This is a genomic window from Kribbella sp. HUAS MG21 (assembly GCF_040254265.1).
In the GTDB taxonomy this organism is placed as follows: domain Bacteria; phylum Actinomycetota; class Actinomycetes; order Propionibacteriales; family Kribbellaceae; genus Kribbella.
The window spans coordinates 2,201,071-2,217,362 of the sequence record NZ_CP158165.1 but is presented as its reverse complement, the minus strand read 5'-3'; the positions used below and the strand labels follow the sequence as shown (position 1 = coordinate 2,217,362).

General features: G+C 70.5%; 19 protein-coding genes. 11 read left to right on the top strand and 8 right to left on the bottom strand.

Features of this window, described 5'->3' with window-relative positions; translation table 11 throughout:
• Positions 1-17: 17 nt before the first annotated feature.
• The 5 genes from ABN611_RS10600 to ABN611_RS10580 are packed head-to-tail and all read left to right on the top strand — an operon-like array spanning position 18 to position 5,957.
• Positions 18-902, top strand: coding sequence for a 2-hydroxy-3-oxopropionate reductase (locus ABN611_RS10600; RefSeq protein ID WP_350279646.1), 885 nt, complete (start codon positions 18-20; stop codon positions 900-902).
• On the top strand, positions 902-2,671 hold the full coding sequence (gene gcl / locus ABN611_RS10595; RefSeq protein WP_350279645.1) for a glyoxylate carboligase: 1,770 nt from the start codon (positions 902-904) through the stop codon (positions 2,669-2,671). Before ABN611_RS10600 ends, gcl begins: the two co-directional genes overlap by 1 nt.
• Before the next feature lie 3 nt (positions 2,672-2,674).
• Entirely contained in the window at positions 2,675-3,784 is a 1,110-nt protein-coding gene (locus ABN611_RS10590; protein WP_350279644.1) for a glycerate kinase, read from the top strand.
• Between the two features lie 20 nt (positions 3,785-3,804).
• A complete protein-coding gene (gene allB / locus ABN611_RS10585; protein ID WP_350279643.1) occupies positions 3,805-5,145 on the top strand; it encodes an allantoinase AllB in 1,341 nt (446 codons plus the stop codon).
• A complete protein-coding gene (locus ABN611_RS10580; RefSeq protein ID WP_350279642.1) occupies positions 5,142-5,957 on the top strand; it encodes a bifunctional allantoicase/(S)-ureidoglycine aminohydrolase in 816 nt (271 codons plus the stop codon). The genes allB and ABN611_RS10580 overlap by 4 nt, the downstream gene beginning before the upstream one ends.
• Here the strand turns inward: ABN611_RS10580 and ABN611_RS10575 are convergent.
• Positions 5,947-6,486, bottom strand: a complete 540-nt coding sequence (locus tag ABN611_RS10575) for a GNAT family N-acetyltransferase (protein ID WP_350279641.1) — start codon at positions 6,484-6,486, stop codon at positions 5,947-5,949. The genes ABN611_RS10580 and ABN611_RS10575 overlap by 11 nt on opposite strands.
• A 124-nt stretch (positions 6,487-6,610) precedes the next feature.
• Here ABN611_RS10575 and ABN611_RS10570 point away from each other — a divergent pair, with 124 nt between their 5' ends.
• Genes ABN611_RS10570 through ABN611_RS10560 form a run of 3 tightly spaced genes read left to right on the top strand, consistent with a single transcriptional unit; the run spans position 6,611 to position 8,866 of the window.
• Positions 6,611-7,138, top strand: a complete 528-nt coding sequence (locus tag ABN611_RS10570) for an RNA polymerase sigma factor (protein ID WP_350279640.1) — start codon at positions 6,611-6,613, stop codon at positions 7,136-7,138.
• A complete protein-coding gene (locus tag ABN611_RS10565; protein ID WP_350279639.1) occupies positions 7,135-8,064 on the top strand; it encodes a hypothetical protein in 930 nt (309 codons plus the stop codon). The genes ABN611_RS10570 and ABN611_RS10565 overlap by 4 nt, the downstream gene beginning before the upstream one ends.
• Before the next feature lie 34 nt (positions 8,065-8,098).
• Entirely contained in the window at positions 8,099-8,866 is a 768-nt protein-coding gene (locus ABN611_RS10560; RefSeq protein ID WP_350279638.1) for an SDR family NAD(P)-dependent oxidoreductase, read from the top strand.
• Here the strand turns inward: ABN611_RS10560 and ABN611_RS10555 are convergent.
• The 3 genes from ABN611_RS10555 to ABN611_RS10545 are packed head-to-tail and all read right to left on the bottom strand — an operon-like array spanning position 8,856 to position 11,526.
• Entirely contained in the window at positions 8,856-9,755 is a 900-nt protein-coding gene (locus tag ABN611_RS10555; protein WP_350279637.1) for an FkbM family methyltransferase, read from the bottom strand. The two genes, ABN611_RS10560 and ABN611_RS10555, sit on opposite strands and share 11 nt — an antisense overlap.
• A 32-nt stretch (positions 9,756-9,787) precedes the next feature.
• Complete coding sequence (locus tag ABN611_RS10550) at positions 9,788-10,582, bottom strand: ABC transporter permease (RefSeq protein WP_350279636.1); 795 nt, start codon at positions 10,580-10,582, stop codon at positions 9,788-9,790.
• Positions 10,579-11,526: an ATP-binding cassette domain-containing protein gene (locus ABN611_RS10545; RefSeq protein WP_350279635.1), complete on the bottom strand. Its 948-nt coding sequence runs from the start codon at positions 11,524-11,526 to the stop codon at positions 10,579-10,581. Before ABN611_RS10545 ends, ABN611_RS10550 begins: the two co-directional genes overlap by 4 nt.
• 106 nt (positions 11,527-11,632) lie before the next feature.
• Between ABN611_RS10545 and ABN611_RS10540 the strand changes: the two genes are divergently transcribed.
• A complete protein-coding gene (locus ABN611_RS10540) occupies positions 11,633-12,406 on the top strand; it encodes a TetR/AcrR family transcriptional regulator (RefSeq protein ID WP_350279634.1) in 774 nt (257 codons plus the stop codon).
• Here the strand turns inward: ABN611_RS10540 and ABN611_RS10535 are convergent.
• Together ABN611_RS10535 and ABN611_RS10530 are read right to left on the bottom strand one after the other, a co-directional pair.
• Positions 12,392-13,018, bottom strand: coding sequence for an FMN reductase (locus ABN611_RS10535; protein ID WP_350279633.1), 627 nt, complete (start codon positions 13,016-13,018; stop codon positions 12,392-12,394). The genes ABN611_RS10540 and ABN611_RS10535 overlap by 15 nt on opposite strands.
• Positions 13,015-14,154: an LLM class flavin-dependent oxidoreductase gene (locus ABN611_RS10530; protein WP_350279632.1), complete on the bottom strand. Its 1,140-nt coding sequence runs from the start codon at positions 14,152-14,154 to the stop codon at positions 13,015-13,017. The genes ABN611_RS10535 and ABN611_RS10530 overlap by 4 nt, the downstream gene beginning before the upstream one ends.
• Before the next feature lie 158 nt (positions 14,155-14,312).
• Between ABN611_RS10530 and ABN611_RS10525 the strand changes: the two genes are divergently transcribed.
• Positions 14,313-14,606, top strand: a complete 294-nt coding sequence (locus ABN611_RS10525; protein ID WP_350279631.1) for a hypothetical protein — start codon at positions 14,313-14,315, stop codon at positions 14,604-14,606.
• Between the two features lie 16 nt (positions 14,607-14,622).
• Here ABN611_RS10525 and ABN611_RS10520 read toward each other — a convergent pair whose 3' ends face one another.
• Positions 14,623-14,997 carry a tetratricopeptide repeat protein gene (locus ABN611_RS10520; protein WP_350279630.1) on the bottom strand — a complete coding sequence of 125 codons (375 nt, stop codon included), beginning with the start codon at positions 14,995-14,997 and terminating at the stop codon, positions 14,623-14,625.
• A 59-nt stretch (positions 14,998-15,056) separates the two neighbouring features.
• Between ABN611_RS10520 and ABN611_RS10515 the strand changes: the two genes are divergently transcribed.
• Entirely contained in the window at positions 15,057-15,299 is a 243-nt protein-coding gene (locus tag ABN611_RS10515) for a hypothetical protein (protein ID WP_350279629.1), read from the top strand.
• 20 nt (positions 15,300-15,319) lie between these two features.
• On the opposite strand, the gene ABN611_RS10510 is transcribed toward ABN611_RS10515, so the two are convergent.
• Positions 15,320-16,195 (bottom strand): aldo/keto reductase, encoded by an 876-nt coding sequence (locus ABN611_RS10510; RefSeq protein ID WP_350279628.1) that lies wholly within the window; start codon positions 16,193-16,195, stop codon positions 15,320-15,322.
• Between the last annotated feature and the right edge of the window lie 97 nt (positions 16,196-16,292).

The window sequence follows — 16,292 nt, the reverse complement described above, 5'->3', positions numbered from 1 at the left end:
TACCTAGGAGACGAACTATGACGAACATCGCCTTCATCGGCCTCGGCATCATGGGCAACCCGATGGCCGTCCACCTCGCCGACGCGGGACACACCGTCGCAGGTCTGGACCGTACGCCGGAGCGCGCCGAGGCGCTGGTCGCCGCCGGTGGCCGGGCCGCGAGCTCGATCGGCGACGCGGTCAAGGGCGCCGACGTGATCTGCGTGATGGTGCCCGACTCGCCCGACGTCCAGGACGTCCTGGCGGGCGAGAACGGGGTCTTCCAGAACGCCGAGACCGGCGCGCTGATCATCGACTTCTCGAGCATCCGCCCGGACGTCACCCAGCAGCTCGCCGAGCAGGCCCGCGCGCTCGGGTTCCGGCTGCTCGACGCCCCGGTCTCCGGTGGCGAGGCCGGCGCCAAGAACGCCGCGCTGTCGATCATGGTCGGTGGCGAGGCGGACGACTTCGCCGTCGCCAAGCCGCTGTTCGACGTGGTCGGCAAGACCGTGGTGCACGTCGGCCCGAGCGGTTCGGGCCAGACGGTGAAGGCCGCCAACCAGCTGATCGTCGCCGCGAACATCCAGGCCGTCTCCGAGGCCGTGGTCTTCCTCGAGGCGTACGGTGTCGACACCAAGGCGGCGCTGGAGGTGTTGGGCGGAGGCCTCGCGGGGTCGACCGTGCTGAACCAGAAGAAGGAGAACATGCTGTCGCGCTCCTTCGAGCCCGGGTTCCGGATCGACCTGCACCACAAGGACATGGGCATCGTCACGGCGGCCGCGCGTGAGGCTGGTGTCGTCGTACCGCTGGGTGCCCTGGTGGCGCAGCTGGTCGCGTCGGCGCGGGCCAACGGTGACGGCGGGCTCGACCACTCGGCCCTGCTGCGTGGTGTGGAGCGGCTGTCCGGCAAGGCGGCCGGCTGATGGCCAGGATGCGGGCGGTCGATGCCGCCGTACTGATCCTGGAGAAGGAGGGCTCGACGCAGGCGTTCGGGCTGCCGGGCGCCGCGATCAACCCCTTCTACAGCGCGATCCGCGCGCACGGCGGGATCAAGCACGTGCTCGCCCGGCACGTCGAGGCCGCGTCGCACATGGCCGAGGGCTACACCCGGGCGAAGGCCGGCAACATCGGCGTCTGCATCGGTACGTCGGGACCGGCCGGCACCGACATGATCACCGGGCTGTACTCCGCCTCCGCGGACTCGATCCCGATCCTGTGCATCACCGGCCAGGCGCCGGTCGCGAAGCTGCACAAGGAGGACTTCCAGGCCGTCGACATCTCCGCGATCGCCAAGCCGGTCGCGAAGTGGGCGGTCACGGTGATGGAGGCCGCGCAGGTCCCGGGCACCTTCCAGAAGGCGTTCCAAGTGATGCGCGAGGGCCGGCCGGGTCCCGTGCTGATCGACCTGCCGCTCGACGTCCAGCTGGCCGAGATCGACTTCGACATCGACACCTACGAACCGCTTCCGGTCTCGCGTCCTGTCGCCACCCGCGCGCAGGCGGAGAAGGTGCTGTCGATGCTCGCAGCCGCCGAGCGGCCGCTGATCGTCGCGGGCGGCGGGATCATCAACGCGGACGCGGCCGACCTGCTCGTCGAGTTCGCCGAGCTCACCGGCGTTCCCGTCGTACCGACCTTGATGGGCTGGGGTGCGATCGGGGACGACCACCCGCTGAGCGCGGGCATGGTCGGGCTGCAGACCTCGCACCGGTACGGGAACGCGACGCTGCTGGCGTCGGACCTGGTGCTCGGCATCGGCAACCGGTGGGCGAACCGGCACACCGGCGGGCTGGATGTCTATCGCGGTGAGCGGAAGTTCATCCACGTGGACATCGAGCCGACGCAGATCGGGCGCGTGTTCGCACCGGACTACGGCGTGGTGTCGGACGCCCGGGCCGCGCTGGACGTCTTCGTCGAGGTGGCGCGCGAACGGGCCGGTTCCCTGCCGGACCGTACGGCGTGGGCAGCGGAGTGCCGCGAGCGGAAGACCACACTGCAGCGCAAGACGCACTTCGACGCGGTGCCGATCAAGCCGCAGCGTGTGTACGAGGAGATGAACCGGGCCTTCGGACCGGACGTCCGATACGTCAGCACGATCGGGCTGTCACAGATCCAGGCCGCGCAGATGCTGCACGTGTACCGGCCGCGGCACTGGATCAACGCCGGCCAGGCCGGGCCGCTCGGCTGGACCGTGCCGGCCACGCTCGGCGTCGCTGTGGCGGACCCGGAGAGCACGGTGGTCGCGTTGTCGGGGGACTACGACTTCCAGTTCCTGATCGAGGAACTGGCGGTCGGGGCGCAGTTCAACATCCCGTACATCCACGTCGTGGTGAACAACTCGTACCTCGGACTGATCCGGCAGGCGCAGCGGAACTTCGACATGGACTACTGCGTGCAGCTGTCCTTCGACAACATCAACAGCCCCGAGGTCGGCGGGTACGGCGTCGACCACGTGAAGGTCGTGGAAGGCCTGGGCTGCAAGGCGCTGCGGGTGTCGGAGCCGGACGGGATCCTGCCGGCGCTGGAGCAGGCGAAGAAGCTGATGGTCGAGCACCGGGTCCCGATCGTCGTCGAGGTCATCCTGGAGCGCGTCACGAACGTGTCGATGGGGGTCGAGATCGACAACGTGATCGAGTTCGAGGACCTGGCGATCTCGCCCGAGGACGCGCCGACGGCGCTCGCGCTGCTGGACTGACGGATGGTGCGAGTTGTTGTTGCCTCGGACAAGTTCAAGGGCACCTTGACGAGTGCCGAGGTCGCGGCCGCGGTCGGCGCCGGGGTACGACGAGTCCACCCCGACGCGGCCGTGGTCGCAGTACCGGTGGCGGACGGCGGCGACGGCACCCTCGCCGCCGCGGTCGCCGCCGGGTACACGTTCGTCCCGGTCACCGCCTCCGGCCCCACCGGCGAGCCGGTCGAGAGCGGCTACGCCCGCCTGGGCGACACCGCCGTCGTCGAACTGGCTGACGTTTCCGGCCTGGTCCGCCTCCCCGACGGCGTCCCCGCGCCGCTCACCGCCACGTCGTACGGCACCGGCGAACTCATCGCCGCGGCTGTCGACGCCGGCTGCACCCACATCGTCCTCGGCATCGGCGGCAGCGCCTCGACCGACGGCGGCGCCGGCCTGGTCCAAGCCCTCGCCTGCCGGGGTCTGGCGACACCTCCCGGTGACTGGGAACAGGTTATTGCCTGTTCCCAGACCCCAGCGCTTATCGCGAGTGACCTCGACGGCGTGCGGGTGGTGGTGGCGTGCGACGTGGACAATCCGTTGACGGGGCCGCGGGGTGCGGCAGCTGTGTACGGGCCGCAGAAGGGCGCCACGCCTGAGCAGGTGGCCGAGCTCGACGCCAGGCTGGGTGCGTGGGCCGATCTGGTGGCCGAGCGCACCGGGCGGGACCTGCGGGATGCGCCGGGGGCCGGGGCGGCGGGTGGTGTGGGGTTCGCGGCGCTCGCGCTCCTGGATGCAGAACTCCGCCCGGGCATCGAGCTGGTGCTCGACCTGGTCGGTTTCCGCGAGCAGCTGAAGGGCGCCGACCTCGTGGTCACGGGCGAGGGCGCCCTGGACGAGCAGACGTTGCACGGCAAGGCTGTTGCCGGCGTCGCCGCCGCGACCCGGGCGTACGCCGGGATTCCGGTGGTCGCGGTCTGCGGAGTCAACCGCCTGGACGCCGGACGGCTCCGGGACGCCGGCGTATCAGCGGCGTACGCGCTCACCGACGTCGATCCCGACGTCCGGCGCTGTCTGGCCGAAGGACGACGGCTGCTCGAGGAACTGGGCGAGCGGATCGCCGTCGAGCACCTACGATGACACGAAGGGAAAGGAGTCGCATGAGCGCTCTGGATCTCGTACTGCGGGCGCGCCGGATGGTCGGCGCGAACGGCGAGCAGGCGGCCGCGGTCGGTGTGCGCGACGGGCGGATCGTGGTGATCTCGCCGTACGACGCCGACCTGGACGCGGACGCCGACCTGGCCCTCGCGGACGACGAAGTACTGCTGCCAGGGCTCGTCGACTCCCACGTGCACGTCAACGATCCCGGCCGCACCGATTGGGAGGGCTTCACCTCCGCGACCAGGGCCGCGGCCGCGGGCGGCGTCACCACGATCATCGACATGCCGCTCAACAGCATCCCGCCGACCTGCGACGTCCCGGCGCTCGCGCTCAAGCGCAAGACCGCCGAGACCCAGGCGTACGTCGACGTCGGCTTCTGGGGCGGCGCGATCCCGGGCAACGTCCCCGAACTCCGGCCGCTCCACAGCGCGGGCGTCTTCGGCTTCAAGTGCTTCCTGCTGCACTCGGGCGTCGACGAGTTCCCAGCCCTTGATCAGGCACAACTGGAAGACGCGATGGTCGAGATCAGCGACTTCGACGGCCTCCTGATCGTCCATGCCGAGGATGCGCATCGCATCGATCACGCGCCGCCGCCCGACGGCAGCAGCTACGCGGCGTTCCTCGGCTCCCGGCCCCGGACGGCGGAGAACGTGGCCGTGGCCGCAGTGATCCGCCTGGCGCAGCGCACCGGCTGTCGTGTCCACATCCTGCACGTGTCGAGCGCCGACGTGCTCCCGCTGATCGCGCAGGCTCGCGACAACGGCGTACGGATCACCGCCGAGACCTGCCCGCACTACCTCAGCTTCACCGCGGAGGACATCCCGGACGGCGCCACGCAGTACAAGTGCTGCCCGCCGATCCGCGAGGCCGCCAATCGCGAGCTGCTCTGGGACGGCCTCCGCGACGGCACGATCGACCTGGTCGTCTCCGACCACTCGCCGTCGACGGCCGACCTCAAGCACCTCGACACCGGCGACTTCGGCACCGCCTGGGGCGGTATCGCCTCGCTCCAGCTCGGCCTGCCCGCCGTCTGGACCGAGGCCCGCCGGCGCGGCTTCACGCTGACCGACGTCGTCCGCTGGATGTCCGCCGCCCCCGCCGCGCAGACCGGCCTCGGCACGAAGGGCCGGATCGACGTCGGGTACGACGCCGACCTCTGCGTCCTCGCCCCCGACGAGACCTTCACCGTCGACGCGCGGCAACTCCACCACAAGAACGCGATCACGCCGTACGACGGCCGGACGCTGACCGGTGTCGTCCGGAGCACCTGGCTCCGCGGCGTCCCCGTCGACCTCGCCGCCGACCCGCGCGGCCGCCTGCTGACCCGAGGAGAACGATGACCTTCTACGCGCCGAAGGGCGGCCTGCCCGCGCAGACCGACCTGACCACCGACCGCGCGGTCTTCACCGAGGCGTACGCCGTCCTCCCGCGCGGCACGATGCGTGACATCGTCACCAGCCGGTTGCCGTTCTGGGACGACACCCGGCTGTGGGTGATCGCCCGCCCGCTGTCCGGGTTCGCGGAGACGTTCTCGCAGTACATCGTCGAGGTCGCGCCGGGCGGCGGCAGCGACAAGCCGGAGACCGACCCGGCGGCCGAGGCCGTGCTGTTCGTTGTCTCAGGCAACGTTGTGCTGACGGTCGCGGGCGAGAAGCACACGCTGTCCGAGGGCGGCTACGCGTACCTGCCGCCCGGCGGCGACTGGACCGTACGGAACACGAGTGACGCGACGGCCACGTTCCACCTGGTGCGGAAGGCGTACGAGCGCATCGACGGGATCGACGTACCGCCGCCGCTGGTCACCAACGAGGCGGACGTCGAGGGCATCGAGATGCCGGACACCGAAGGGCGCTGGCGGACGCAGCGGTTCGTGGACCCGGACGACGTCCGGCACGACATGCACGTGAACATCGTCAGCTTCGAACCGGGCGGGGTGATCCCGTTCCCGGAGACGCACGTGATGGAGCACGGGCTGTACGTCCTCGAGGGCAAGGCCGTCTACCTGTTGAACAAGGACTGGGTCGAGGTGCAGGAGGGCGACTTCATGTGGTTGCGCGCCTTCTGCCCGCAGGCCTGCTACGCCGGCGGGCCCGGCCGGTTCCGGTACCTGCTCTACAAGGACGTCAACCGGCACCCCAAGCTCACGCTCTGACGGTCACCGGGCGCCGTGGCGGGGTCAGCGGATCGGTGACCAGGCGGGCGTGCCGCTCCACGTCGTACCGGGTGCCGTCGAAGGCGAGCCGCTGACGTTCGATGCCCTCGGAGAGGAAGCCGGCGCCCGCGGCCACCGCGCACGACGCGGGGTTGTTGAGGCGGTGGCCGAGCTCGAGGCGGTACAGCCCGGCGTCGTGGTGGGCCCAGTTCGCGAGCGCGCGCAGGGCGTCCCGGGCGACGCCCTGGCCGCGGACGTCGGCGAGCGTCCAGTACCAGGTCCAGCCGACCCGGTGCCGGTCGATGTTCGTCACCGCCACGCACCCGATCGGGTGGTCGTCGGCGTCCGCGACGGCGTACACGTGGCCGTTGTCCAGATCGGCGACGCGCCCGATCCAGTCCACGGCGGACGCCCGGTCCACGATCCCGCCCTGGCTCACCATCTCAGGATCGTCGTGCGCCGCGGCCAGCCGCAGCGCATCCCCGGTCCGCCACCGCCGGAGCCCCAGCTCCCCGAGCGCGTATTCCATCCATCGAAAATACTCCTGCCCGGCTCCCGCCATCCCGTCCTCCGGCGCGTTCCCCACCGATCGTCGGTAACCCTGGACGGGGAACCGCACACAGAAGGGGTGAGACGGTTCAAGGGGAGGACGGATGTTCGACGAGGAGTGGTTCGCGGAGTTCTACCGCCGCCGGTACCCGGCGATTCTGGCGTACGGCGTACGCCGGGTCGGGCCCGAGGCGGCCCGCGACCTGGCCGCGGAGGTGTTTCTCGTGGTCTGGCGGCGGGGTCTCCAGCTGCCCGAGGCCGAGGAACTGCCGTGGCTGTACACCACCGCGCGGAAGATCGCCGCGAACCACCTGCGCTCCCGGGACCGGCGTACGGCGCTGACGCGACGGGTGGCCGCCGTACTCGCCGCAGGGGTCGCCGAGCAGCTCGACCCGATGACCTCGGTCGATGCGGGCGTCGACGTACGGGCCGCCCTCGCGACGCTGGCACCGAAGGACCAGGAGGCGCTGCTGCTCGTCGAGTGGGAAGGTCTCGACCAAGCGACCGCCGCCGAGGTGGTCGGCTGCCGGCCCGGGACGTTCAAGGTCCGCCTGCACCGTGCTCGCAAACGCCTGGCCGCAGCGCTCGGCGAACCGGCATCCGCATCCCGACTGGTGAGGACGAACTCATGACCGACCAGACCACCCAGCTGCTGAAGGCCGCCGATCCCGCCCGGCGGCACACCGACCTGGCCCACGCCGAGCTCGACCTGCGCGCGGAGCTCGACCTCCAGCGGATCATGAGCGGCACGCGTCCGCGGCGCGGCCCGACGCGACGGCTCGTTCTGGCCGGCTCGGCGGCGGCTGTCGGCGGCGCGGTCGTCGGCGCCGCTGCGGTCGGTGCCGCGGTCGTCGCCGACCGACCCGCAGCCCCCCGCCCCGAACTGGAGGTCTTCGGCCGGTCGCCGCTGCGCTACACCCAGCACGACAAGCGCCCGGCACGCGAACAGCTGCTCGACTTCGCCGCACGGGTCCGGAAGCTGTCCCCGGAGACGCCCGGCCGGGTGCTGCACGTGAAGACCACGGGTTTCGGCTATCTCGTCCCGATGGGCAAGGGCAGGTGGATCGACGACTACCGAGTCGACGTGTACCTCGTCGACGGCAAGCAGTACACGTACGCGGCCGGTTCGGTCGGCAGCGGACCCGCCCGCTGGCTCGAGGGCGTGTCGAGCGATCCCGCCGTACTGGCCCAGCAGTTGCGGGCCCGGCAGCCGTACGCCGAGGACACTCCCGAGCAACTCTTCCTCGAGCTGGAGAACCTCATGGAGGAGTACCGCCCGCAGCCCGCGGCGCGCGCGGCGATCCTCACGCTGCTGGCCGACGTACCGGGAATCTCCGCCGACGGCACCACCACCGACCGGGCCGGGCGCCGGGCGGTCGGCTTCTCGGTCAAGACCGACGACACGACGGACAGCCTGCTCTTCGCGCCGGCCACCGGCGAACTGCTCGGGTACGAGTCCGTGCTGACCAGGAACACGCGGCGCATGGAGCACAAGCTCCCGGCCACGATCGAGTCCCGCACGATCGTCCAGCGGTACGTCGCCACGCTGCCGCGCTGACGCCCCGCGCCGCCGCCGGGGCAGGATAGGGCGCATGGCATATCTGGATTTCAGGGATCAGGTCGTCGTGGTGACCGGGGCCAGCAGCGGGATCGGGGCCGCGGCGGCGGTCGGGTTCGCGGAGACGGGCGCGACGGTCGCGCTGCACTACCACCGGAACGTTGAGGGCGCGAAGCACACCGTCGGGGCGGTGCAGACGGCGGGCGGTACGGCGACCCTGCACCAGGCGGACCTCGCCGACCCGAAGGCGGCGGACGCGTTCGTGGACGAGGTGCTCGCGCAGCACGGGCGGATCGACGTCCTGGTGAACAACGCCGGCGACCTGGTGAACCGGTCCGCGGTGGCCGAGGTGTCGGACGAGGAGTTCCACCGGATCCTGGACGTGAACCTGACCTCGGTGTTCGCGCTCAGCCGGCGGGTCGTGCCGGTGTTCAAGGCGCAGGGCGGCGGCTCGATCGTCAACGTCACCTCGATCGCGGGACGCACCGGCGGCGCCGGCGGGTCGGTTGTCTACGCGACCTCGAAGGGCGCGGTCAGCACGTTCACCCGCGGTCTCGCCAAGGAGCTCGCGCCGGACGGCATCCGGGTGAACGCGATCGCGCCCGGCGTGATCAAGACCCCGTTCCACGACCGGCACACCGCGGACGCGCAGATGCAGGCCATGCTCACCACGATTCCGATGGGCCGCACCGGCACCCCGCACGAGTGCGTCGGCACCATCCTGTTCCTGGCCTCCGAGCGGATGGCGTCCTACGTCACCGGCCAGATCATCGAGGTCAACGGCGGCCAGCTCACGCCGTAGCCGGCCTGAAGACCGCGTTGTGGTCCGCGACTTCGCCGGTCGGCCGGTACCCGAGCTCGTCGAGTACGGCGTGCAGCCGCGCGCTCAGCTCCGGGCGCTTGTCCTCCACGAGGACCGCGCGCGGCTGCAACCGCTTGAAGGTCCGTGACCCGCCGGTGAGCGCGGCGATCTCGGCGCCTTCGATGTCGAGCTTCACCACGTCCAGCCGGTCGAGGTCGTGTTCCCGCGCCCAGTCGTCGAGCCGGACGACCGGTACCTCCTGCACCACGTCGCCGTCGCCGTACAGCGAACGCACGCCCGCGTCCGCCGCGTCGTACCGGCTGTCCGCCCGCAACGACGCCAGCTCCCGCCGCTCACCGAGCGCCGTCGGCACGACCTCCAGCTGTACGCCGTTCCGCGCCGCGCCGGCGCCCAACTTCGCGACGCTGTCCGCCGCCGGCTCGAACGCGATCACCCGCCCACCCCCGAGCTCCTTGAGCCGCCGCGCCGCGGTCAAGGCGGGCACCCCGATGTTCGCCCCCACGTCCATCACGACGTCACCGCGCCGCAGTTCGCTCAGCAGAAACCGCCGTACCGCAGGCTCGTACTGCCCCGAGTAGTAGAAGACCGCCTGCAGGTTGTCCCGCAGATCCAGCTCCCACCTCAACCCCTGCCGCCGCACCAGAACCGTCGCAGCCCACCGCGCCGGAATCTTCACCAGCCCCGGATTCTCCGCCGCCACCCGCGGCGAAACCCGCAACGCCACCCGATGTACCCCCGCAGCGCTGAGCCCCTCAGCCGCCCCGACCACCCGCGCGACACGGCGCGCGGCCGCGGGGCCCAGCACCGGGTCCACCCGATGCGCCAGGCCCCAGGCCGCACGCCGTACCAGTCCGTCCTGGACGTTCACCCCCAACCGTTACCCAGTCGGCCCGCGCTGATTCATCGCGACAGCGTGCGGAAGCGGTGGGCGGAGAGGGGGAGGAAGATCGCGGTCAGGACGAGCGGTGCGATGACAGCCGCGAGGCCGGCGTGGGTGCCGATCCAGGTGGCGGTGGACGACGGGTCGGGGTTACCGAACAGGTCGCGGGCCGCCGTCGCCGTGGCGGACAGCGGGTTCCACTGGGCGATCTGGCCCAGCCAGTCCGGCATCGTGGACGTCGCCACGAACGTGCTGGACAGGAACCCGACCGGCCACACCAGCACCTGCACCATCGTCACGCTCTGCGCGTTCTTCACCGACAGGCCGATGAAGATCCCGACCCACAGCAACGCGAACCGGAGCAGCAGCAACAACCCGAACGCGGCCAGCGCCGACGGCAGGCCCTCGTGCCAGCGCCAGCCGAGCGCCAACCCGGCGCCGACCAGCACCGCCAGCGTCACCACCGAGTCGAGCATGTCCGCGACACACCGCCCCAGCACCACCGCCGCCGAGCTCATCGGCAACGACCGGAACCGGTCCGTCACCCCCTTCGACACGTCGGTGGTGACCGCGGTCATCGTGCCCTCCAGCCCGAAGAGCATCGCCAGCGCGAAGATCCCGGGCACCAGCAACTCGTAGTACGACGAATCGTCGGCGACCTCCATCGCGCCGCCGAGCAGGCCGCCGAACAGCAGCAGCATCAGCACCGGGAAGAACCAGTTGAACAGCACCAGTGCCGGCTGCATCCGCCAGTGCGCGAGCGTCCGCCGCGCGATCGTCCAACTGTCCGCGAGCGCCCACCCGAGCGTGCTCATGCGGCGGCTCCGGTGAGGTGCAGGAAGACCTCGTCCAGCGTCGGCCGCCGCAACGTGATGTCCTCCGGTTCGATCTTTGCCTCGTGCAACGAGTTCGCCATCTGCACCAGCGCTTTCGTGCGATCCTGTACGGGAACGCTCACCTTCACGTCGGTCACCTGCACCTCCCCGTCCGCCAGCGGCGCGGCCAGCTCCACGACCCGTGGGACGTCGGCCGGATCCGCCAGCACCAGCTCCAGCCGGTCCGATCCCAGCTGGGTCTTCAACTCGTCCGGCGTCCCCTCCGCGACGACCTTCCCCGCCTTCAGCATCGAGATCCGGTCCGCCAGCTGATCCGCCTCCTCCAGGTACTGCGTCGTCAGCAACACCGTCGTACCGCCGTCGACCAGCTGCCGTACGGCGGACCACACCTCCAGCCGCCCGGCCGGGTCGAGCCCGGTCGTCGGCTCGTCCACGAACAGCACCCGCGGCGCCACGATCAGGCTCGCCGCCAGGTCCAGCCGCCGGCGCATGCCGCCGGAGTACTTGCTGACCGCCTGCCCGGCCGCCTCGGTCAGGCTGAACCGTTCCAGCAGCTCGTCCGCCCGCCGGGTCGCCTTCGCGTGCCCCAGGTGGTTCAGCCGCCCGAACATCACCAGGTTCTGCCGCCCGGTGAGTACCTCGTCCACAGCGGCGTACTGCCCGACCAGGCCGATCCGTCGCCGTACCTCCCCTCCTTGCCGGCGGACGTCGTACCCCGCGACGGTCGCCGTACCGGAATCCAGCTCGAGCAGTGTGGACAGGATCCGCACCGCTGTCGTCTTACCGGCGCCGTTCGGGCCGAGCAGGCCCGTCACCGTGCCGGCGGTGACCTCCAGGTCGAAGCCGTTCAGCCCCGCACCCTCCGTGCCGCCCTTGTAGTGCTTGCGTACGCCGGCGGCCTCGATCACTCGCTCTGCTGCCACATCCCACCTCTCTGCATGGCCCTGTTCGTTGAGCCGTAGAGTGTACCGTACATTGTACGACTCAGGTACGATGCGTCCAACGACGAGCGGCGGAGGAAGGTTCCGGGTGGCGGGAAGAAAGGCGGCGGCGCCCGATCCGGCGCGGAGTCTGGCGCTGCTCTGGGGCAGTCACACCAAGCCGGGACGCTCCGGGCTGACCGTGCGGGCGATCGTCGACGCGGCGATCGAGCTCGCGGACTCCTCCGGGCTGGAGGCGCTCTCGATGCGGATGGTCGCGGAGCGGCTGAAGGTCGGGACGATGTCGCTCTACACGCACGTCCCCGGCAAGGGCGAGCTGACCGACCTGATGTTCGACCAGGCGTACGGCGACCTGTACGCCGACGCGGACGAGCCGGCCCGGCAACCGGGTGGCTGGCGGGGTGCGCTGGAGTTCATCGCCCGCCGGAACTGGGACGTGCTGACCGCGCACCCGTGGATCCACGAGGTGCCGACCATGCGGACGGCTCTCGGCCCGAACATCACCCGGAAGTACGAGACCGAGCTACGCCCCCTGGACGGCCTCGGCCTCACCGACGTCGAGATGGACTCGGCCCTGACACTGGTCCTCACCCACGTCCAGGGCACGGCCCGCGCGGGCGCCGAACAACTCCGCACCCAACGCGAGTCGGGCCTGTCCGACGAGGAGTGGTGGCGTCAGATCTCGCCGACGCTCACCACCGTCATGTCCGGCACCCATTTCCCCATCGCGGGCCGGGTAGGCACCTCCGTCGGCGAACACTTCCAGTCCGTCATCGACCCGGCCCACGCCCTCACCTTCGGGCTGACGACCATCCTCGATGGGCTGGCGCAGCTGATCGAGTCCCGCTCAGCTGTTCAGTAGGTCCTCGAACGGGGTCGGGTTGTCGAAGGGGTCCGCCTGGGTGGGGGTTTCGTGGTGCAGGGCGGCGACCAGTTCGGCGGCTGCCTGGGTGATGCGGGGGCGGAGGGTCGCGGCATTGACGCCCCAGTCGGTCGAGGCGGCGTACACGCCGGTGGCGACCGGGAGGGCCTTCAGGTAGGCGAACAGCGGGCGGAGTGCGAACTCCAGGACGAGCGAGTGGCGTTCGGTACCGCCGGTCGCGGCGAGCAGGACGGGCTTGCCGGCCAGCGCCTTGTCGTCGAGGACGTCGAAGAACATCTTGAACAGGCCCGAGTACGACGCACTGAACGTCGGGCTGACCACGATCAGCGCGTCGGCGCCGGCGACCGTCTCCAGGACCTCGCGCAACGCCGCCGACGGGAAGCCGGTGAGCAGGTTGTTGGTCAGGTCGTGGGCGTGGTCGCGGACCTCAATCAGTTCGATCCGGGAGCCGATGCCGCGGCCGGACAGCTCGTCCCGCACGGCCTCCGCCAACTGGTCCGCGAGCAGCCGGGACGACGACGGCGTCGTCAGCCCGGCCGTCACGACCGCGATCACCTTGTCGCGCCCGGGGTTCCTCGCGAGGTCGCTCATCGGGTCGGCTCCTCCACCGCCGGGACCGCCGGCGGCTCGTCGATCGTCTCCAGGTCGCGGGCGCGTTCGGCCGCGGCCTTCAGGGATGCGTGCGTCGGTGCGTCCGGCACGTGCGCCGGTTTGCGCGCCGCGAACTCCTTGCGCAGTACCGGAACGACCTCCTCGCCGAGGATGTCGAGCTGCTCGAGCACCGTCTTCAGCGGCAACCCGGCGTGGTCGATCAGGAACAGCTGCCGCTGGTAGTCACCGAAGTGCTCCTGGAACGACAGCGTCCGCTCGATCACCTGCTGCGGACTGCCCACGGTCAGCGGCGTCTCCCGGCTGAAGTCCTCCAGCGACGGCCCGTGCCCGTACACCGGCGCGTTGTCGAAGTACGGCCGGAACTCCCGCACCGCGTCCTGCGAGTTCTTCCGCATGAAGACCTGGCCGCCGAGGCCGACGATCGCCTGGTCCGCGGCACCGTGCCCGTAGTGCTCGAAGCGCTGCCGGTACAGCTGGATCATTCGCTTGGTGTGCGTGATCGGCCAGAAGATGTTGTTGTGGAAGAACCCGTCGCCGTAGTACGCGGCCTGCTCGGCGATCTCCGGCGACCGGATCGACCCGTGCCACACGAACGGCGGTACGTCGTCCAGCGGCCGCGGCGTCGCCGTGAAGCCCTGCAGCGGCGTACGGAACTTGCCCTCCCAGTCCACGACGTCCTCGCGCCACAGCCGGCGCAGCAGCGCGTAGTTCTCGATGGCGAGCGCGATGCCGTTGCGGATGTCCTGGCCGAACCACGGGTACACCGGACCGGTGTTGCCGCGACCCATCATCAGGTCCACCCGGCCGTCGGCCAGGTGCTGCAGCATCGCGTAGTCCTCGGCGATCTTCACCGGGTCGTTGGTCGTGATCAGGGTCGTCGAGGTGGACAGGATGATCTTCGACGTCTGCGCGGCGACGAACGCCAGCTGCGTCGTCGGCGACGACGGCACGAACGGCGGGTTGTGGTGCTCGCCCTGCGCGAACACGTCCAGCCCGACCTCCTCGGCCTTGAGCGCGATCCGCACCATCGCCTTGATCCGCTCGCCCTCGGAGACCGTGGTCCCCGTCGTCGGGTCCTCGGTCACGTCCCCGACGCTGAAAACCCCGAACTGCATCCGTCCTCCTCGGCTAGGTAGTTCACTATTAAACTACTCCTGCCACCCAGAACACCAATCCTGGGCCAGACATTCCGGTTTCGCAGCGGTCCGCCGTGGACACCGGAGGGCGTGGAATGGGTCAAGCGTTCGCATTATCGAGACGGGGAGCACCACAGATGATGACGACGAGCGCCCGCCTACGCCGCGCGATCGCGGCCGTGACAGGAGGTGCCGCGGCCTGCGCCGGCACCGTGCTCATGACCGGTGCGGCCGCCGCTGCGCCGCCCGCCGGCCAAGCTGCTGGGTCCTCGGTGGTGACCCAGCAGCCCGACCCCACCGAATGGATGGGGCCCTTCTACACCCAGTGGCACTGCACGGTCGTGCTTGCCCTGCGGGGCGACGAGGGCCCGTGTGCGTTCGATCCGAGCCCGCCCACGACGTCGTGGGGCTGGTGGTACAAGCTGAAGTGACGCGGGGGGATCCGCGTCACTCCGGATCCGCGGTCGACACCCGGCCGCGGAGTGCCTGGGACTCGAGGAACGAGTCGTCGCCGGTGAGGGCGGCAGCGATCCGGCGGTGCTTACCCGCCTCGTCCGCCCGGGACTGGCGTTCGAGTGTCCGCGCCAGCATCAGGTGGGCGTAGTACTCGGTCGGCTGCCGCTCGATCACCTCGAGCAGGTGTTCTTCGGCCGGCTTCAGCAGTGCCGCGTGGTAGTAGGCGCGGGCCAGCAACAGGCGCGTCCCCACGTCGTCCGGGGTCTCCTCGACCACCGGCCGCAGTGCCCGGATCGCGCCCCGGTAGTCCCGTTCCTCGAAGTACTGCTGTCCCAGGCCGTAACTCAGTGCGCGCAGATCTTCCATGCGACGGACAACGCTTCCGGCAGCGCGAATATGCCGGGCCGAACAAGGAGGAAGAAACGATGAGACGTAGTGGAGCGGTACGACGAACGGTCGCCGGGGCTGCCCTGGCGATCACGGCGGTGGCAACGTCCCTCACCGCGGCGCCCGCCGCGGCCGCCGAGCCCGAAGTGTGGGTAGGGCCGTTCTTCACCCGCTGGTCCTGCGAGGTGACCCTCGCCTCCGTGGTGGTCGACGGCAGGGTGTGTCATTTCAATCCAAGTCCGCCGACCACCACGCTGGGCTGGTACTACAAGCTGCCGTGAGCCCGACCCACGCCCGCCGATCAGGCCGCGTCGAGTACGGCGACCTGGTCGGCGGTCAGGGTGAGCTCGATGGCGGCGTAGGAGTCGCGGATCGTCTCGGGGCGGCTGGAGCCGGGGATCGGGACGACGTACGGCGACTTGGCGAGCATCCAGGCCAGCGTGAGGCGCTGGGGGCTGACGCCGAGCTCGGCGGCCAGCGTGTGGAACGCGGGGTGCTGGTTGCCGAGGTCGCCGGCGCGGGAGATGCCGCCGAGCGGTGACCAGGGCAGGAACGCGATGCCGAGCTCGTCGCACAGTTCGAGCTCCGGCTCGCTGGAGCGGAACGCCGGCGAGAACTGGTTCTGGACCGACACCAGCCGGCCGCCGAGGATCTCCTGAGCCTGCTTGATCTGCTCGGGGTTCGCGTTCGAGATGCCGGCCATCCGGATCTTCCCGGCGTCCAGCAGATCGCGGACCGCGCCCACCGAGTCCTCGTACGGCGTCTTCGGGTCGGGCCGGTGGAACTGGTACAGCCCGATCGCCTCCACGCCCAGCCGCTTCAGCGACGCCTCGGCCGCCGCCGCGATGTGCTTCGGCGATCCGTCCAGCGTCCAGCTCCCGTCGCCCGGCCGGACGTGACCGCCCTTGGTCGCCACCAGGACGTCCGACGTGTCGCCGCCGTACGACGCCAGCGCCTTGGCGATCAGGCTCTCGTTGTGACCGACGTCGGTCGCGGTCAGGTGGTACGCGTCGGCGGTGTCGATCAGGTTGATGCCGGCGTCCAGCGCCGCGTGGATGGTCGCGATCGATCGCTCCTCGTCGGGCCGCCCCTCGATCGACATCGGCATCGCGCCGAGCCCGATCGCGGACACCGCGACGTCGCCGATCCGGCGGGTCTTGTTCGTGTCAGCTGCCATGCGTCCAACCTCCCGCGCCGCGACTGCGAAATCCAACAGGAATCTCCGCACGGATTCAGCACTCCGAGTGGTGAATTCTGTCAAGCCCTTACGTAAT

Coding starts and splice junctions, on each gene's coding strand:
- ABN611_RS10600 (WP_350279646.1), top strand. CDS start 18: ATGACGAACATCGCCTTCATCGGCCTCGGCATCATGGGCAACCCGATG.
- gcl (WP_350279645.1), top strand. CDS start 902: ATGGCCAGGATGCGGGCGGTCGATGCCGCCGTACTGATCCTGGAGAAG.
- ABN611_RS10590 (WP_350279644.1), top strand. CDS start 2,675: ATGGTGCGAGTTGTTGTTGCCTCGGACAAGTTCAAGGGCACCTTGACG.
- allB (WP_350279643.1), top strand. CDS start 3,805: ATGAGCGCTCTGGATCTCGTACTGCGGGCGCGCCGGATGGTCGGCGCG.
- ABN611_RS10580 (WP_350279642.1), top strand. CDS start 5,142: ATGACCTTCTACGCGCCGAAGGGCGGCCTGCCCGCGCAGACCGACCTG.
- ABN611_RS10575 (WP_350279641.1), bottom strand. CDS start 6,486: ATGGAATACGCGCTCGGGGAGCTGGGGCTCCGGCGGTGGCGGACCGGG.
- ABN611_RS10570 (WP_350279640.1), top strand. CDS start 6,611: ATGTTCGACGAGGAGTGGTTCGCGGAGTTCTACCGCCGCCGGTACCCG.
- ABN611_RS10565 (WP_350279639.1), top strand. CDS start 7,135: ATGACCGACCAGACCACCCAGCTGCTGAAGGCCGCCGATCCCGCCCGG.
- ABN611_RS10560 (WP_350279638.1), top strand. CDS start 8,099: ATGGCATATCTGGATTTCAGGGATCAGGTCGTCGTGGTGACCGGGGCC.
- ABN611_RS10550 (WP_350279636.1), bottom strand. CDS start 10,582: ATGAGCACGCTCGGGTGGGCGCTCGCGGACAGTTGGACGATCGCGCGG.
- ABN611_RS10535 (WP_350279633.1), bottom strand. CDS start 13,018: ATGAGCGACCTCGCGAGGAACCCCGGGCGCGACAAGGTGATCGCGGTC.
- ABN611_RS10530 (WP_350279632.1), bottom strand. CDS start 14,154: ATGCAGTTCGGGGTTTTCAGCGTCGGGGACGTGACCGAGGACCCGACG.
- ABN611_RS10525 (WP_350279631.1), top strand. CDS start 14,313: ATGATGACGACGAGCGCCCGCCTACGCCGCGCGATCGCGGCCGTGACA.
- ABN611_RS10520 (WP_350279630.1), bottom strand. CDS start 14,997: ATGGAAGATCTGCGCGCACTGAGTTACGGCCTGGGACAGCAGTACTTC.
- ABN611_RS10515 (WP_350279629.1), top strand. CDS start 15,057: ATGAGACGTAGTGGAGCGGTACGACGAACGGTCGCCGGGGCTGCCCTG.
- ABN611_RS10510 (WP_350279628.1), bottom strand. CDS start 16,195: ATGGCAGCTGACACGAACAAGACCCGCCGGATCGGCGACGTCGCGGTG.